Origin of the sequence: Catenulispora acidiphila DSM 44928 (assembly GCF_000024025.1) — a bacterium.
Classification (GTDB): domain Bacteria; phylum Actinomycetota; class Actinomycetes; order Streptomycetales; family Catenulisporaceae; genus Catenulispora; species Catenulispora acidiphila.
This window is the reverse complement of the sequence record NC_013131.1, coordinates 6,848,819-6,865,640: the sequence shown is the minus strand read 5'-3', so window position 1 is coordinate 6,865,640 and position 16,822 is coordinate 6,848,819. Positions and strand designations below refer to the sequence as shown.

General features: G+C 69.6%; 11 protein-coding genes. 6 read left to right on the top strand and 5 right to left on the bottom strand.

The features are described 5' to 3' along the window. Window positions 1-21 precede the first annotated feature (21 nt). The 5 genes from CACI_RS29455 (at window position 22) to CACI_RS29435 (ending at window position 7,105) form a co-directional block, all read left to right on the top strand. Window positions 22-1,290, top strand: coding sequence for an ROK family protein (locus tag CACI_RS29455; RefSeq protein ID WP_015794533.1), 1,269 nt, complete (start codon window positions 22-24; stop codon window positions 1,288-1,290). A 137-nt stretch (window positions 1,291-1,427) separates the two neighbouring features. After that, a complete protein-coding gene (locus CACI_RS29450; RefSeq protein ID WP_015794532.1) occupies window positions 1,428-2,351 on the top strand; it encodes a LysR family transcriptional regulator in 924 nt (307 codons plus the stop codon). A 63-nt stretch (window positions 2,352-2,414) separates the two neighbouring features. Continuing rightward, window positions 2,415-4,013, top strand: coding sequence for an acyl-CoA synthetase (locus tag CACI_RS29445; RefSeq protein ID WP_015794531.1), 1,599 nt, complete (start codon window positions 2,415-2,417; stop codon window positions 4,011-4,013). 117 nt (window positions 4,014-4,130) lie between these two features. Further along, complete coding sequence (locus tag CACI_RS46195; protein ID WP_015794530.1) at window positions 4,131-6,173, top strand: protein kinase domain-containing protein; 2,043 nt, start codon at window positions 4,131-4,133, stop codon at window positions 6,171-6,173. 173 nt (window positions 6,174-6,346) lie between these two features. Further along, window positions 6,347-7,105, top strand: coding sequence for an LLM class F420-dependent oxidoreductase (locus CACI_RS29435; RefSeq protein ID WP_015794529.1), 759 nt, complete (start codon window positions 6,347-6,349; stop codon window positions 7,103-7,105). Window positions 7,106-7,266: 161 nt separating this feature from the next. Here the strand turns inward: CACI_RS29435 and CACI_RS29430 are convergent, their stop codons facing one another. Further along, window positions 7,267-9,873 carry a GH92 family glycosyl hydrolase gene (locus CACI_RS29430; protein WP_223297280.1) on the bottom strand — a complete coding sequence of 869 codons (2,607 nt, stop codon included), beginning with the start codon at window positions 9,871-9,873 and terminating at the stop codon, window positions 7,267-7,269. A 215-nt stretch (window positions 9,874-10,088) separates the two neighbouring features. On the opposite strand from CACI_RS29430, the gene CACI_RS29425 reads away from it, so the two are divergent. Continuing rightward, window positions 10,089-11,132 (top strand): LacI family DNA-binding transcriptional regulator, encoded by a 1,044-nt coding sequence (locus CACI_RS29425; RefSeq protein WP_015794527.1) that lies wholly within the window; start codon window positions 10,089-10,091, stop codon window positions 11,130-11,132. Window positions 11,133-11,162: 30 nt separating this feature from the next. Here CACI_RS29425 and CACI_RS29420 read toward each other — a convergent pair whose 3' ends face one another. The 4 genes from CACI_RS29420 to CACI_RS29405 form a co-directional block, all read right to left on the bottom strand. Beyond that, window positions 11,163-11,618: an HIT family protein gene (locus CACI_RS29420; protein WP_015794526.1), complete on the bottom strand. Its 456-nt coding sequence runs from the start codon at window positions 11,616-11,618 to the stop codon at window positions 11,163-11,165. A gap of 72 nt (window positions 11,619-11,690) precedes the next feature. Further along, on the bottom strand, window positions 11,691-12,542 hold the full coding sequence (locus CACI_RS29415; protein WP_015794525.1) for an esterase/lipase family protein: 852 nt from the start codon (window positions 12,540-12,542) through the stop codon (window positions 11,691-11,693). Between the two features lie 225 nt (window positions 12,543-12,767). Continuing rightward, window positions 12,768-15,065 carry an ABC transporter transmembrane domain-containing protein gene (locus tag CACI_RS29410; protein WP_015794524.1) on the bottom strand — a complete coding sequence of 766 codons (2,298 nt, stop codon included), beginning with the start codon at window positions 15,063-15,065 and terminating at the stop codon, window positions 12,768-12,770. Beyond that, a complete protein-coding gene (locus CACI_RS29405) occupies window positions 15,062-16,795 on the bottom strand; it encodes an ABC transporter ATP-binding protein (protein ID WP_015794523.1) in 1,734 nt (577 codons plus the stop codon). Before CACI_RS29405 ends, CACI_RS29410 begins: the two co-directional genes overlap by 4 nt. Between the last annotated feature and the right edge of the window lie 27 nt (window positions 16,796-16,822).

Sequence of the window (16,822 nt, the reverse complement as noted above, 5' to 3'; positions counted from 1 at the left end):
ACGCGCAGCGAGGAGAGAACCATGAGGGCCCGCAAGGGGTTCACTTACGGAGTGACCCAGGAGGAACTGCGCCGGCACAACCTGTCGACCCTCTTGCGCTATGTCCACCAGCACGGACCGACCTCGCGCGCCGTGCTCACCGCGAGCATGAACCTCAACCGCTCGACGATCGGCGCGCTGACCGCCGACCTGTCCTCGGCCGGGTTGGTCGAGGAAGAGCTGCCCGGCCAGCACCTCGGTGCCGGCCGGCCGTCCCTGGTCGTGGTGCCCAGGGCCGCGCACGTGTACGCGCTGGCCTACATGATCGGCGTCGACTTCGTCGTCGCGGCCCGGGTGGGCCTGGGCGGACAGGTGCTCGACCGGCGCGAGCTGTACCGCCCGCGCGGCGACTACGACCTCGAAGACGTCATGGGGCACCTGGAGCGCTTCACCGGCGAGCTGCTGTCCTCCGAGGACATCCCGCCCGGCGCCTTCTGCGCCGGGGTGGGCGCGGCGGTCCCGGCCGCCGTCCGCAACTCCGACGGCATGCTGCGTTTCGTCCCCAACATGAACTGGGACGACTGGGGCGACGCCCCGCTCGGCGACATCCTGCACCGCCGCCTGGTGGAGACCTTCGGCATCCAGGCCCCGGTCGCGGTCGGCAACGACGCGGACCTCGGCGCCCTGGCCGAACGCACCCGGGGCGTGGCAGTGGGCTGCGACGACCTGGTGTACATCGTCGGCGAGGTCGGCGTCGGCGCCGGGGTGATCGCCGGCGGCGAGGCCATGTCCGGACACGACGGCTACGCCGGCGAGGTCGGGCACATGGTGGTCAACCCCTCCGGCCGGCTGTGCCGCTGCGGCGCGCGCGGCTGCTGGGAGACCGAAATCGGCGAGCCGGCGATCCTGGCCGCGGCCGGCCATGCCGACGGACGCCGCGCGACCGTGGCCGAACTCGTCGCCGAGGCGGCGGCCGGCGATGAGAAGTCGGTCCGCGCGCTGGAGCACATCGGCGGCTGGATCGCCCTGGGCGTGGCGAACATCGTCACGGTCTTCAACCCCAGCATGGTGATCTTCGGCGGCCTGTTCGGCGACGTGTTCCCCGGCATCCAGGGGCAGATCCGCACCAACCTGCTCTCCGGGAGCCTCGGCGTGGTCCGCGAGGGCGTGCGCCTGGTGACGCCGGGACTCGGCGCGGACTCCACGCTGATCGGCGCCGCGGAGAAGGCGTTCGAGCCGTTGCTGGCCGACCCGCTGGGGTTCGTCTCGGCGATGGCCGCCATGCCGGCACCCTCATCGCGCGTTCCCTGATCGCCCCTCGCGCTTCCCGGCGGCGCTGGAAACGTCCATCTCGACGATCCGCGCCGGCCGCCGAGCATCTGCCCGCTGTTAACGCCGCGGATTAGGCTGGCGGGCACGGGCCAGGAGGCGTGGGAAGTGGACCAACCGTGACGCAGCTGAACTTGCACCGCCTGTCGATCTTCCTGACCGTCGTCGAGACCGGCGGCTTCTCGGCGGCCGCGCAGAAGCTCTACATGAGCCAGCCCTCGGTCTCCAACCACGTCCGCAACCTCGAACAGTCGCTGCAGACAACCCTGATAGACCGCTCCGGCCCGCGCATCCGCCCCACCGCCGAGGGCGAAGTCCTGGCCGAGTACGCACGCCGCATCTTCCTCCTGACCGAGGAAGCGGTCGCAGCCATCCGCGAGGTATCCGGCGTCCAGTCCGGGCGCCTGGAAGTCGGCGGCACGACCACGGTCGGCACGTACCTGCTGCCACGACTGCTCGCACGCTTCCGCGAACGGCACCAGAACATCGAGTGCGACATCGTCGTCGGCAACAACGGCCAGATCCTCAAGCGCCTCCTGGACGGCGAACTCGGCCTGGCCATCGTCGCCGGCCAACCCGCAGCCCCCCAACTGAAAACCGAAACAGTCCTCGACGAACGCCTCCTCCTAGTAGCCGCCCCCGGCCACCCCCTGACCCACCCCACCCCCCACATCACCGCACCCCAGCTGGCAGGCGAACGCTTCCTCCTGCGCGAACCCGGCTCCCAAACCCGCGACCTCCAAGAAGCAGCCCTGATCAACTGGGACCTCGACGACATGCCCAAAGCCGACATGTGGGGCCCAGAAACCATCAAGCAATCCGTAGCAGCCGGCCTAGGCATCTCCCTGATCTCCGAACACGCCATCGACACCGAAGTCAAAGACGGCCGCCTAGCAGTCCTCGAAGTCGACCCACCCCTACGCTCCCGCCCAGTAGTGATCGCCTACCGCCGAGACCGCCTCCTATCACCCGCCGAACGCGCTTTCGTGGCCCTGGCACGAGGCCTGCGGACCTGGCCGGACAGCGAGGCGGCTGCGGGCTGATCGAGCGGCGAGCTCGGGGTGGGAGGTCTTGACGCTGCCCGGCCACTCCGCTTGCCTGGACCGATGACGGCCCAGAATGCGTGGCACCCGAGCGGTGACCAGTCCATTGCCCGGCGCGGTACGCTTGCCGACTTGTTGCGTCGTAGTGCTGCGCGGGAGCCTGGCAAGCTGGCGCTCGTCTTCGGTGGGGTGCGGCAGACTTTTGCCGAGCTTGATGTGACCGTCAGTCGGGCCGCGAATGCCCTTGCTGAGCGGGGTGTGCGGTACGGGGATCGGGTCCTGTTGCTCGCGCACAATTCGCACGGCTTCGTCGTCGCCTACTTCGCGCTCGCGCGGCTCGGTGCGGTCTCCGTGCCGGTGAATTTCATGCTGGGTCCCGATGAGATCGCCTACGTTCTCACGCATTCCGGCGCCGTCGCGGTCATCGCTGAGGACGCGCTGGCCGACACCGCTGACCGCGCGTGCCAGGTCGCCGGCATCGTGCCTGTCGTCAGGGCCGCGATCAGTAGCGGCGCCACCGAGACCCCGGAAGGCTGGCTCGACTTCGAGACCGCCTACCGAAACGCCTCCGCCGACGAGCCCGACGCCCCCGTCACCGACGACGACCCCGTCCAGATCATGTACACCTCCGGCACGGAGTCACGTCCCAAGGGCGCCGTCATGTCCACCCGGAACCTGATCGCGCAGTACACCAGTGCCATCGTCACCGGCGCCATGTCCGCCGACGACATCGAGGTCCACGCCCTCCCGCTCTACCACTGCGCGCAGCTTCACTGCTTCCTCACCCCCGACATCCAGCTCGGCGCCACCAGCATCGTGCTCCCCGGCGCCGATCCCGCGACGATCCTGCGCACCGTCGAGCTGGAGCACGTCACCAAGCTCTTCTGCCCGCCGACGGTCTGGATCGCCCTGCTGCGCCATCCCGATTTCGACGCCCGCGATCTCAGTACCCTGCGCAAGGGCTACTACGGTGCCGCCGCGATGCCGGTCGAGGTCCTGGCCGAACTGCGCCGCCGGCTTCCCGAGCTGCGGCTGTACAACTTCTACGGCCAGACCGAGATGTCCCCGGTCGCCACCGTGCTCGGTCCGGAGGACCAGGAACGCAAGCCCGGCTCGGCCGGCCGTGCCGCGCTCAACGTCGAGACCCGCGTGGTCGACGACGCCGGGAACGAGGTCCCGCGCGGCGAGGTCGGCGAGATCGTGCACCGCGGCCCGCACACGATGCTCGGCTACTGGAACGACCCCGAGCGCACCGCCGAGGCCTTCCGCGGCGGCTGGTTCCACAGCGGCGACCTCGGCGTCATGGACGAGGAGGGCTACCTCGCCGTCGTGGACCGGAAGAAGGACATGATCAAGACCGGCGGGGAGAACGTCGCGAGCCGCGAGGTCGAGGAGACCGTCTACCAGCACCCGGCGGTCGCCGAGGTGGCGGTGTTCGGCGTGCCGGATCCGTACTGGATCGAGATGGTCTGCGCGGCGGTGGTGGTCAAGCCGGGGGAGCGGCTGGAGCCGGAGGAGGTCGTCGAGTTCTGCCGGGCGCGGCTGGCGGGGTTCAAGACGCCCAAGAAGGTGGTCATCGTCCCCGCGCTCCCGAAGAACCCCTCCGGCAAGGTCCTCAAGCGCGAACTGCGCGAGATCCACGCTGCCTCTGACAGCGCATGACCGTGTATGACTGCGCCTGACAACGCATGACCGCAGTCTCAGCACCGTGGCCATGATCATGCCCATCATCGGTATGGTAACCATCTGATCGTCAGTCGAAGAACGGGATGGGGGACGATGACGATGCAGACGCTTGGTGCCGGGGACCCGCACCGGATCGGTCCGTACGTCCTGACCGGCCGGCTGGGCGCCGGCGGTATGGGCAGTGTCTACCTGGGCTGGGACCCCGCCGGGCGGCCCGCCGCGGTGAAGGTGGTCCGCACCGACTTCCTGCAGGACCCCGACTTCCGGGCCCGCTTCCGCCGCGAGATCTCCTCGGCGCGCCGGGTCAGCGGGCCGTGGATCTCCCGGGTGCTGGACGCCGACCCGGACGCCGAATCGCCGTGGCTGGCCACCGAATACGTCGCCGGCCCGACGCTGGACGCCGCGGTCACCCGCTTCGGCCCGCTGCCCACCGAGACCGTCGCGGTGCTGGCGCAGTGCCTGGGCCAGGCGCTCGCGGCCGTGCACGCGGCCGGCGTGGTGCACCGGGACATCAAGCCCAACAACATCCTGCTCGCCGCCGACGGCCCGCGCCTGATCGACTTCGGCATCGCCCGCGCGACCGACGACACCAAGCTCACCGCCACCCACGCCGGCGTGCTCGGCGTGGCCGGCTTCATCGCGCCGGAGCGCATCGAGAGCCAGGCGATGCTCCCGGCCGGCGACGTCTTCGCCGGCGGCGTGGTGCTCGCCTTCGCCGCCACCGGCAAACTCGCCTTCGGCAGCGGCGAGCCGGTCACGGTCGCCTACCGCGTGGTCCACGGCGAGCCGGACCTGAGCGAACTGCCCACCGAACTTCAGCCGCTGGTGACGCAGTGCCTGTCCAAGGACCCCAGCCGGCGCCCCGACGCCGCACGGCTCGCCGCCGAGGCCCAGCGCCTGCGCGGCGAAAGCGACTGGCCCGGCGTCCCGGTCACCACGACCGACTGGTCCGGCGGCGGCACGACCGGCGACACGCTCGGACTGGCCACGACCTGGCTGCCCAAGCCGCTGGCGATGCACACCGTCCGGGACTACGACCTGACGGCGGCACACGCGGCGGCCGAGACCGCGCGCCTGGACCTGCAAGACCCCCGCTTCGGGAGCCTGGGCGGGCAGTCCGGCGCGGGTCGGGCGGCCGTCGGCTCCGGCGGCGTCGCCGGCTACGGCGCCGACATCGGTCCCGGTCGCGACGCGGCCGCGCTCACCGGCAACGCGCTCAACGCCGCGGGCTTCGGCGACATGTCCGGGCGCGGCGGCGCGGGCGGCCGCGGCGGCCCGCAAGGTCCGCAAGGCCCATACGCCCCGCGCACCCAACGCCCCGGCGACACCGAGCAGCTACCGCCGCAGCGCAAGAAGTCGGTAGCGCTCATCGGCGGCGCGGCCGTGCTCCTGGCCGCGATCGTCGCCGGCGGCGTGGCGCTGGCATCCGGCGGCAGCAAAACCGGCGGCGCGACCGCGTTGCAAGGAGACGCCTCGAACCAGAGCTCTGCGCAAACCACGTCCGGCGGCAAGGACGGCGGGGACCTGTCGGCCGGCAGCTCCAAGCCCGGCGACTCCCTGCCGACCTCCAACGGCGTTCCACCCGCGGGCACCAGCGCGCCCTCGTCCAGCGGCGCATCCGCACCGGCCCAGGGCGCCACCTCGGGCGGCCAGGCGGCCACGTCCTCCTCGGCCGGGCACTCCTCTGTGGCACCGCCGGCGGGCACGTCCGCGCACACCTCGTCCGCCCCGCCTGCGTCGCACACCACCGCCGCGCCGCCGCCGTCGACCTCGCACGCTCCGGCGCCCGCGCCGGTCCCGTGCGGCGGCACCTCCTCGACCCCGCAGGGTACCGGTATCAACTGCACGTTCGACACCGCGGGCAACGGCTCCAGCGGCGGATCGCCGGTCCTGAACAGCGGCGGAGGCGTCGTCGGCTATCTTCCGCAGGGCACGAACTGGGTGATCTGCCAGGCACAGGGCCGGACCGAGACCGAGAGCGGCGGGCAGTACTACAACAACTGGTGGGCCTGGACCGAGGCAAACGACAAGAGCTGGGGCTGGGTCAGCGCGGTGGATGGGCACGGCGGCGCCAACAACGGCGCGTTCGGCAGCGTCCCGCTGTGCAACGGATCGAAGGGCTCGCCGCCGCAGTAGGCCCGAAGCAGCTCCGCAGTAAGCCCGAAGCAGTTCCGCAGCCGGTCCGCCCGGCGTGCGGTGTCTCACTGTGCAACCAGATCGGCCCGTCGCTGCCGTAGGTCGTCCTTGAGTGTGGTGGAGTTGTCCGGTACAACTCCGTAGACCTCTTACGACAGTGAGGACCGCCGTTCATGGCGCGATTCAAAGTGGGCGTGCAGCTGCGCCCTCAACACACCGACACCACCGCCCTGCGCGAGGCGTGGCAGCGCGCGGACGCTCTCGGCGTGGACTCGATCTGGACCTGGGATCACTTCTACCCGCTCGGCGGGGATCCGGACGGGACCCACTTCGAGGGCTCCAGCCTGCTCGCCGCGATGGCCGTGACCACGACGCGGGCCCGGTTCGGGATGCTCGTGCACTGCAACAGCTACCGCAATCCTGAGCTGCTGGCGGACATGGCGCGGACCGTGGACCAGCTCTCCGGCGGACGGTACGTGCTGGGTATCGGCTCGGGCTGGTTCGAGCGCGACTACACCGAATACGGCTATGAGTTCGGGACCGCGCCGGAGCGGCTGCAGGCGCTGAAGGCGGCGCTGCCGCGGATCAAGGAGCGGCTGGGCAAGCTCAACCCGGCCGCCGCCGACCTGCCGATCCTGATCGGCGGCGGCGGGGAGAAGGTGACGCTGCGGCTGGTCGCGCAGTACGCCGACCTGTGGAACACCTTCGGTCCGGTGGAGAACTTCCGCCACAAGAACCAGGTGCTCGACGAGTGGTGCGCGAAGCTGGGCCGGGACCCCAAGGCCGTGGAGCGCACCGTGATGATCAATGACGACGAGATCGACAACTACCAGGCGTATCTGGACGTCGGCGCCGACCACATCATCGTCGGCGGGGACCACCCGTTCGAGCTGGACAACGTGCGGCGGCTGCTGGCGCACGCGCGCGACTGAGACCTCCTGGGGGGAGGCGTCAGGGGTCTGGTTCACTTCGGAACCAGACCCCTGATCAGTGCGATTTCAGTTCAGTGCGATTTCAGTGCGAATTCAGTTCGATTCACTGCGATTCACTGCGATTCACTGCGTTCCGGCGGAGCCGGAGGGCGCCGCCGGCGCTACGGAATCGTCCACTTCTGGGCGTTGGAGCCGTTGCAGGTGTAGATCTGCAACTGCGTGCCGTCGGTGGTGCTGCTGCCCGGGTCGTCCAGGCACTTGCCGGACTGCGGGTTCACCAGCGAGCCGTTGGATTGCTGCTGCCACACCTGGGATCCGGTGTTGTTGCACGTGTACAGCTGCACCAGCGTGCCGTCCGCGCTCCCGCCGCTGGTCACGTCCAGGCAGCCGCCCATGATGCCCAGGCTGCCGTTGGCGTTGGCGGTGAACTGCTGCGCCACCGAACCGTTGCAGCTCCACAGCTGGATCTTGGTCCCGTTGGCGGTGCCGCGGTGGTCGTCGTCCGCGCACTTGCCCGCGATGCCCGACGTCAGCGGCCCGACGGCGCCGCCGGCGCTGCTCTGGTCGTAGGACGGCGGCGCGTCGCCGGCCGCGGTGCCCCAGCTGGACGCCGAGGAGCCGAGGGTGAAGTTCAGCGTGGCGCCGGACTTCCAGGTCGAGGCCGGCAGCCAGGTGTGGGTGCTCGCGGTGCCGTTCACGGTGAGCGACTGGATGTAGTAGTTGCTCGCCGAGGCGGCCGGGGCGTTGATCGTGATGGTCGAGCCGGAGTCCAGGTGGACGACCGCCTGCGTGAACAGCGGGCTGTTCAGCGCCAGGTCCGCGCTGCCCGGGGTCACCGGGTACATGCCCAGGGCGCCCCAGACGTACTGCGAGGACATGGTGCCCAGGTCGTCGTTGTTCGGGAAGCCGGCCGGGGTGTCCTGGTAGAGCTGGTTGAGCATGCGGTTCACGACCGACTGGGTGTGCGAGGGCTCGCCGGTCCAGTCGTAGAACCAGGGGGTGCCCAGGTCCACCTCGTTGGACAGGAACGACTGGTCGGAGTGGCTGCTGTTGAAGGACTGGAAGTAGTAGTCCAGCGCCGAGTTGATCGCGCTGTTGCCGCCGTAGAGCGCGGCCAGACCGGCCTGGTCGAAGCCGACGTCGAAGCGGTTCTGCGCGGCGGTGGACTCGGTGAAGCCGGTCGTGCTCCCGGTGGTGATGCTGTCGAAGCTGCCGTTGCTCGACTCGGGGTTCAGCAGCTGGTTGGCCGGGTTGAAGATGTGCTTCCAGTTGTTGGCCCGGGCGTTGAACTTGGTCGCGTTGGCCGAGTCGCCCATGGAGGAGGCGAAGCGGGACAGCGCGAAGTCGGCGTTGTCGTACTCGATGAGGCTGGAGGCCGTGTCGCGGACGTTGCAGCAGCCCAGGGAGCCGGTGTAGAGGTCCGAGGGCAGGTAGCCGTAGGTGTTCTCCAGCGAGGTCCCGCGGCGCACGTTGTTGTTGGTCGTGGCCTCATTCAGCATGTCCGACAGCGCGGTGGAGGTGTTGAAGTTCGTGCCGCCGAAGGCGTAGTAGTTCGCGATGGCGGCGGTCGCCGGGTCACCGTCCATGACCCAGTTGTAGAAGTTCATGAAGCCCCACTGCGGGAACGTCCCGCCCTGGGCGTAGTCGTTCACCAGCGACTGCGCCTGGTCCGAGGCGATCGAGGGATCGACGAACGCGGCGAGCTGGGTCTGGCCCTTGTAGACGTCCCAGCCGGAGAACTGGTCGTACTGCGGGTGGCCGGAGGCGGCGGTGTGCACGGCGTTGTCGAAGCCCATGTACTGGTTGTTGACGTCGGTCACCGTGTTGGGGTGCAGCAGCGCGTGGTAGAGCGAGGTGTAGAACAGCTGCTGCTGGCTGGTGGTGCCGCCGGCTATCTGGATCTTGTTCAGCTGGGCGTTCCAGGCGTTGTGCGCGGCGGTCTGCACCGTGGAGAAGTTGAACCCCGACTGTTCGGCGGCCAGGTTGGCGGAAGCGTTTGCGGCCGAGACGTAGGAGATGCCGACCTTGGCCTGGACGGTCTGGTTGGAGCTGGTGTTGAAGTTCAGGAACACCGAGTTCGGGCTGCCCTGGCCGCTTTCGGTGATGACCTGCGAGGAGGTGAAGTTCTGCGAGAAGACCATGTCGAAGTGCAGCGTGTAGCTGCCGGCCTCGCCGCAGAAGCCGCCGGAGGTGAGCTGGCCGGTGACCTCGTTGCTGCCGACGATCTGCGCGGCGGTGGCGCTGCTGCCGTTCTGGCTGTCCAGCAGCTTGAGCAGCAGGTCGGCCTGCGTGGTGGCCGGGAAGGTGAAGCGGGCGATCCCGGTGTGGGCCGTGGTCGTCAGCTCGGTCTTCACCGGCGTCGAGCCGGTGCTCACCGTGTAGTAGCCGGCGTTTCCGGTCTCGGTGCTGTGGTTCAGCGATTCGGTGAGCACACCCGGGTCGCCGGAGGGCAGCCCGCCGGTGAACGGCAGGACCGGCAGGTCGCCCATGGCGCCGCAGCCGGGTCCGGCGACGTGGGTCAGGGAGAACCCGCGGGTGGAGTTGGCGCTGTAGTCATAGCCGCCGCCGGCGTTGCGGCTGCCGTTGGGGGAGTCCGGGCTCCACTGCACCATGCCGAACGGGGAGTCGGCGCCGGGGAAGTCGTTGCCGCCGCCGGAGGTCATCACCAGGGTGTTGACCGTGGAGGCCGGATCGGCGACGAAGGCGGGGGCGGCGGCGTGGGCGGCACCCGCGGACAGCCCCGCGGTGCCCAGTGCGGTCGCGGCCACCAGGGCCCCGGCCGATATCAGGGAGCTGAGGCGCCGTGGGCGCCCTGTGCGGTTCGAACCGGTCACGATGTCTCTTCTCTCGACGCGAGCACTGACGCAGTACGGTGTGAACGTTCACAGGCATCGGGGATTGTCTGGCCCCTGAGAAGAGTTGTCAATGGGACGCGCTGAGGAATTACGGATGGTAACGTTAACCAGCCGAACGAGGAGGACCGATGGCAGCGCGGCCCACGATGAAAGACGTGGCGCGGGCGGCGGGGGTGTCGCTGATGACGGTCTCGCGGGTGGTGGCCGGCGAGACCGGCGTGGCCCCGCAGACCGCGGCCCGGGTCGAGGAGGCGATCAGGGCTCTGGGTTACCAGCGTAACGATATCGCCCGCAACCTCAGACGCAAGGCACAGGATTCGCGCACCATCGGTCTGGTGGTCGACGACCTGGCGAACCCCTTCTTCTCCGCCCTCGCGCGCTCGGTCGAGGACGAGGCCTACCGCCGCGGCTTCCTGGTCCTGGTCGGCAGCACCAACGACGACCCCCGCCGCGAGCGCGACGTGGTCTCGGCCTTCAGCGCCCGCCAGGTCGACGGCCTGGTCCTGGTCCCCACCGGCGGCAACCGCCCCTTCTTCCGGGCGCAGATGGCGCGCGGGGTGAAGGTGGTCTGCGTCGACCGCCCGGCGACCGGCCTGGACGTGGACTGCGTTGCCGTCGACAACCGAGCCGGTACCGCCACGGCCGTACGCCACCTCCTGGACCGCGGCCACAGCCGCATCGCCTACCTCGGCGACCGCCAGGAGATCTGGACCCAGCGCGAACGCTACGCCGGCTACGAACAAGCCATGGCCGCCGCCGGCCTGGCCGTGGACCCGGCCCTGGTCCGCCACGGCCTGCGCGGCGTCCCCGAAGCCGCCAAGGCGATCGGCGAGCTGATGGACGCCCCCAACCCCCCGACCGCCGTCTTCAGCGGCAACGACCTGGTCACCCTCGGCGCGGTCGACGCCGGCGCCAGCCGCCGCTTCGCCCTGGTCGGCTTCGACGACTTCCTGCTCGCTGACAAACTCGACCCCCCGATATCAGTGGTCAGCCAGGACCCCGCAGCCCTCGGCCGTACCGCCGCCCAACTCCTGTTCGGCCGCATCGACGGCGACGACGCCGCCGCGCGCTCGGTGGTCCTGGCCACCCGCTTCATCGACCGCGGCTCGGGCGGCGACGCGGTGGGCCCGCCGCTGCCGGGCGGGCGTGCGGTGTATCAGGCTGCTGAGTAGGGGGCTGCGATCCTTGCGGCCGCGCGCTTCTCAGCCGGCGAGCGCTGCTCGTAGCGCGAGAGCGATCTCGTCTGCCCGCACGTCCGGAACCGATTCCTGCGCACCGCGCCCGAGCAGCCCGAACACGCGCGGACCGCGAAGCTCCGGCGGCAGGTCAGGGCTTCGCGGGACGATGTGGAAGTGGACATGTCCGAAGCCGGCAGCCTCGGCGAACTGCGCCACATACGTCTTCTCGCAGCCCGTCACCGCGTGCAGCGCCCGCGACAACCGGACCTGCCAGGTGCCCAGACCAGCGGCCTCGGCGTCGGTCAGGTCCGCGATCGCCGTGACGTGCCGGCGCGGCAGCAGCACCAGCCAGCCCGGCACGCCCGCGCCGAAGGCGTGCGCGACCCGCCAGTGGTCGTCGGACCCGACGTGTTCGCGCGGTGGCAGCTCCGGCAGGCGAGCCTCGTTCTGGCAGCTGTAGCAGTCAGGGTCCTGGGTCACGAGGACTGACTCTAGGCGCCGGCGAGCGGTGCCGCGTCAACGAGAACCGCGGCACCGCCCGCCATGGCGAATCTACGAGAAGGCCGACAGGCACGTCGTCGGCGTCGCGTGGGACGGATCCAGTGCGTTGACCGCCTCGTGCAGGGCGATCTTGTCGGTGGTGCCGATGAGGACGTGCTCGGACAGGTCGGTCGGGCACAGGTTCTGCAGCAGGATGTTGTGGACGTTCGCTCCGCTCAGCCGCTGCGACTGCCAGGGGGTGACGACCTCGTCGAACAGCGTGGAGATCACCGTGTACTGCACGCCGGGCACGGTGTCGCCGCCGGCGTTCAACTGCTGCATCAGCGGCGAGCCGACGATCTGGTCCGAGCACGACGGGCAGGCCGTGCCGATCAGCCCGAGCGCGGCGGGGAAGTAGTCGGCGGCGAGGGTCTCGATGTCGTCGAGATTGGTGCCGTGGTTGGAGGGCGCGAGGCCGACGAGGGTGTGGACCTTCGCGGCGTCGCCGAGGAACTTCAGGTAGTAGCGGGGCATCATCCCGCCCTGGCTGTGTCCGACGATGTCGACCTGGGACGCGCCGGTGGCGCCGAGCACCTGGTTGACATAGTCCGACAGCTGCTGCGCCGACTGCGCGACCGGCGCCAGGCCGTGGAACAGCGGGATGCCCGGCTCCTGGCCGTAGTCGAGTTCGAAGACGCAGTAGCCGCGCGCGGCGATGTACGGCGCGCCGACCAGCCAGTTGTCGCTGGCGTTACCGAACGTCCCGTGTACCAGCACCACCGGTCGGGGGTGCGCGGCGCTGGGCTTGCACGAGAAGTCGTTGATCCCGGACGAGGTGGCGGCTTGGGCGGGGGCGGCCAACGCCACAAGTGGCGCGACCAGGAGCAGGGCTGAGAGGGCATGGAGAATCCGGCGTTTACGCATTCTGACTCCCTGGGGGGCGACCGAGGGCGAACGGTTCGAGTGAGCAGGGTCACACGCGCGTGGTTACCGGTCGGTAAAGCTACTCGCAGGTAGCCAGGAAGTCACGAGCTCATGGCAACTCTTTTGCCGAGTTGCACACAGCAAGCGGGCCGGCCGACTCCCCCCTCGGAGTCGGCCGGCCCGCCGCTGACGCAGGACCCTGGTTCAGGTCGTCTCGGCCGAGGGCTAGTCGACCTCGGCCAGGGCCTGCGAGAACTGCGCCGCGTACAGCCGGGAGTAGGCGCCGTCGGCGTCCAGCAGCTGCACGTGCGAGCCCTTCTCCACGATCCGGCCGTTCTCCATGACCAGGATCATGTCGGCGTCGCGGATGGTGGACAGGCGGTGCGCGATGACGAAGGAGGTGCGGCCCTCGCGCAGCTTGTTCATCGCGCGCTGGATGAGGACCTCGGTGCGGGTGTCGACCGAGGAGGTCGCCTCGTCCAGGATCAGGATCGCCGGCTCCGCCAGGAAGGCGCGGGCGATCGTGATCAGCTGCTTCTCGCCGGCCGAGAGGTTCGAGCCCTCCTCGTCGAGCACGGTGTCGTAGCCGTCCGGCAGCGTGCGCACGAAGTGGTCCACGTGCGTGGCCGCCGCCGCGGCCTTGATCCGCTCGATCGAGGCGCCCTGGGTGCCGTAGGCGATGTTGTCGGCGATGGAGCCGCCGAACAGCCACGCGTCCTGCAGCACCATGCCGGTCTGCGTCCGCAGGTACTCCCGGGACATCTCGGCGGTGTCGACGCCGTCGAGCAGGATCGCGCCGGAGTCCACCTCGTAGAACCGCATCAGGAGGTTGACCAGCGTGGTCTTGCCGGCGCCGGTCGGGCCGACGATGGCCACGGTCTGCCCCGGCTGCACGGCCAGCGACAGGTCCTCGATCAGCGGCCGGTCGGCGGAGTAGCTGAAGTTCACGTCCCGGAACTCCACCCGCCCCTGCACCCGCTCCAGCTCCACCGGCTGCGCCGGCTCGGGCGACATCTCCTCGGCGTCCAGGATCTGGAAGATCCGCTCGGCCGAGGCGACCCCGGACTGCATCATGTTGGCCATCGCCGCGACCTGCGACAGCGGCATGCTGAACTGCCGGGTGTACTGGATCGAGGCCTGCACGCTGCCCAGCGACAGCGCGCCGGCCGAGACCCGCAGCCCGCCGACCACCGCGACCAGCACGTAGGTGACGTTGCCCAGGAACATCATCGTCGGCTGGATCAGACCGCTGATGAACTGCGCCTTGAAGCTGGCGTCGTTGAGCACGTCGTTCTGCTTCTTGAACTCCGCCGCCGCCTCCTCCTGCCGCCCGAACGCCTTGACCAGCTGGTGGCCGGTGTACATCTCCTCGATGTGCGCGTTGAGCCGGCCGGTCGCCGCCCACTGCTTGACGAACTGCGGCTTGGACCGCTTGCCGATCCGCCCGGCGACGAACACCGACAGCGGCACCATCGCGATCGCGATCAGCGCCAGCAGCCAGGAGGTCCAGATCATGAAGACCATCACGCCCAGCAGCGTGAAGACCTGCATCACCACCTGCGCCAGCGACTGCTGCAGGGACTGGGCCAGGTTGTCCACGTCGTTGGTGGCCCGCGAGAGCACCTCTCCGCGCGGCTGCTTGTCGAAGTAGGACAGCGGCAGCCGGCTCAGCTTGGCCTCGATGTCGGTGCGCAGCCGCGCCATCGCGCGGTTCACCACGATGATGACCAGTCGGGACTGGATCATCATGCAGACGAAGACCAGGACGTACAGCCCGGCCAGGATCATCAGGACGTGCCCGACCTTGGTGAAGTCGATGCCGTGGCCCGGCGTGAAGTTGATCGACTTCAGCAGGTCGGCCTGGGTGCCGTGGCCGGTGGCGCGCAAGCGCGCGATGGTCTCCTGCTTGGTCGGGTAGTGGCCGTCCGGACCGGGCTTGGACTGCCGCCCGATGACGCCGGCGAAGATCAGGTCGGTCGCCTTGCCCAGCAGCTTGGGTCCCCAGACCGACATCCCGACGCCGATCGCCGCCATCACCATGGAGACGATCAGGATCGGGCGCTCCGGGCGTAGGTAGGCCAGCAGCCGGCGGGAGGAGCCCTTGAAGTCCTTGGACTTCGCGGCGGGTCCGGCCATGAACGCCGCCGGACCGCGGATCGCGCCGCCCTGCTGCGGACGCGGCGCGTCGCCCTCGCTCTCGGTCTCCAGGCGCTCGGCGTCGCGGTCCGGGGAGCCGGCCGCCGCCGGGATCTTCGGCGCCGCGCCGGGCTTGGCGCCGTTCTGACTCACGCCGTTGGTCCCGGCGCCGTTCGAACTCGCGCCGTTGGCACTGGCGCCGTTCTGACTGACACCGTTGGTACTGGCGCCGTTGGTACTGGCGCCGTTCGAGCTCGCACCGTTCTGGGCGGCGCCGTTCGAGCCCGCGCCGTTCTGGGCGGCGTCGAAGTTCTCGAAGTCCTTGGAGTTCTCGAAGTTTTCGGAGTTCTCCGAGCTCCCCGAGTTCCCGCTGTTCCCCGTGCTCATGCCGCGGCCTCCTCTTCGGTGAGCTGCGAGAGCACGATCTCCCGGTAGGTCTCGTTGGATTCCATCAGCTCGCTGTGGGTCCCGGACCCGACCACCACGCCCCGGTCCAGGACGATGATGCGGTCCGCGGTGCGGATCGTGGAGACGCGCTGCGCGACGATGACCACCGTGGACTCCCGGGTCTGGTCCACCAGCGCGGCGCGCAGCCGGGCGTCGGTGCTGTAGTCCAGGGCCGAGAACGAGTCGTCGAACAGGAAGATCTCCGGCTTGTGCACCAGCGCGCGGGCGATCGCCAGGCGCTGCCGCTGGCCGCCGGAGACGTTGGTCCCGCCCTGGGCGATCGGGGCGTTCAGGCCCTCGGGCATGCGCTCGACGAAGTCCCGCGCCTGCGCGGTCTCCAGCGCCTCCCACAGTTCCTCATCGGAGGCGTCGGGCCGGCCGTAGCGCAGGTTGGAGGCGATGGTGCCGGTGAACAGATACGGCTTCTGCGGCACGATGGCCACCGTCTCGGTCAGCCGCTGGGGATCGAGCTGGCGCACGTCCACACCGTCGACCAGCACCGCGCCGTCGGTGACGTCGGCCAGCCGGGGCACCAGGTTCAGCAGCGTGGTCTTGCCCGCGCCGGTGGAGCCGATGATCGCGGTGGTCTCCCCGGGCCGCGCGGTCAGCGACACCTCGTTCAGCACGCAGTCCTCGGCGCCGGGGTACTTGAAGCTCGCGCCGCGCAACTCCAGCGTGCCGGAGGTCTGCGGCACCAGCGCCACGACCGGCGGGACGACGCTGGACTCGGTCTCCAGCACCTCGCCGATGCGGTCGGCGCAGACCGCGGCCCGGGGAACCATCATGAACATGAACGTGGTCATCATGACCGACATCAGGATCTGCATCAGGTAGCTCAGGAACGCCGTCAGCGACCCGATCTGCATCCCGCCGGAGTCGATGCGGTGCGCGCCGAACCACAGCACGCCGACGCTGGCGAAGTTCACGATCGTCATCACGACCGGGAACATCAGCGCCATCAGCTTGCCCACGCGCAGCGAGACGTCCAGCAGCTCCTCGTTGGCCCGGCCGTAGCGCTGGTTCTCGTGCTCGTCCTTGACGAAGGCACGGATGACGCGGATACCGGTGATCTGCTCGCGCATCACACCGTTGATCTTGTCGATGCGGACCTGCACGATCCGGAACAGCGGGCCCATGCGGCTGATGATGATCCCGATCGCGATGGCCAGCGCCGGGATGATCGCGACCAGCAGCCCGGACAGCGGCACGTCCTGGCGCAGCGCCAGGATGACGCCGCCGACCAGCATCACCGGCGCGGCGGCGGCCATGGTGAAGGTCATCAGGACCACCATCTGCACCTGCAGCACGTCGTTGGTGGTGCGGGTGAGCAGCGAGGGCGCGCCGAAGCGGCCGACCTCGCGGGTGGAGAAGGCCTGGACCCGGTCGAAGATGCCGGCCCGCAGGTCCCGGCCCAGCGCCGTCGCGGTCCGGGCGCCGAAGTAGACGGCGCCGACCGAGCAGGCGATCTGCAGCAGCGAGAAGACCAGCATCAGGGCGCCGGTCTTGATGACGTATCCGGTGTCGCCCTTGACCACGCCGTCGTCGATGATGTCGGCGTTGAGCGTGGGCAGGTACAACGCGCACAGCGTCTGCACGAACTGCAGCGCCAGGACCAGATAGATCGGTCCTTTGTACGGTCGCAGGTATTGTCTCAGGATTTTGATAAGCATGAAGTCGTCCCATCTGGCACGGCATGC